This window comes from Peptacetobacter sp. AB800 (assembly GCF_047807365.1).
Classification (GTDB): domain Bacteria; phylum Bacillota; class Clostridia; order Peptostreptococcales; family Peptostreptococcaceae; genus Peptacetobacter.
Genome location: NZ_JBLOUI010000102.1, coordinates 1 through 416, shown reverse-complemented (window position 1 = coordinate 416; position 416 = coordinate 1). Strand labels below are relative to the sequence as shown.

Genomic DNA, 416 nt, shown 5'->3' with positions numbered 1-416 from the left:
AGCCCTGTTAACCCCACCAAATAAAGTGGCTCGGTAGTTCAGTTGGTTAGAATGCCAGCCTGTCACGCTGGAGGTCGTGGGTTCGAACCCCATCCGAGTCGCCACTTTATATATGCGGGAATAGTTCAGCGGTAGAGCGCGACCTTGCCAAGGTCGAAGTCGCGAGTTCGAATCTCGTTTCCCGCTCCAAAATTTAATATGGGTGCATAGCTCAGCTGGATAGAGCAACGCCCTTCTAAGGCGTGTGTCGAAGGTTCGAATCCTTCTGCGCTCATTAATAAAGATTCTGTTTTTTACAGGATCTTTTTTTTTATTCTTAAGGAAATTATAATAATTTAAAACTGTGGAAAACTTGTGTATAATAGTAATATGAATGTATTGAAAAAGCGAAAAGATGAAAAAATAATTAATAAAAT

Annotated in this window: 3 tRNA genes; all 3 read left to right on the top strand. The window is 40.9% G+C overall.

What is annotated here, in order from left to right:
* The first annotated feature begins 27 nt into the window (after window positions 1–27).
* The 3 genes from ACK2WN_RS12285 to ACK2WN_RS12275 all read left to right on the top strand — a co-directional run bounded on the left by ACK2WN_RS12285 (window position 28) and on the right by ACK2WN_RS12275 (window position 274).
* Window positions 28–104, top strand: a tRNA-Asp gene (locus tag ACK2WN_RS12285).
* A 10-nt stretch (window positions 105–114) separates the two neighbouring features.
* Window positions 115–189, top strand: a tRNA-Gly gene (locus ACK2WN_RS12280).
* A gap of 11 nt (window positions 190–200) precedes the next feature.
* A tRNA-Arg gene (locus tag ACK2WN_RS12275) sits at window positions 201–274 on the top strand.
* Window positions 275–416: the final 142 nt, after the last annotated feature.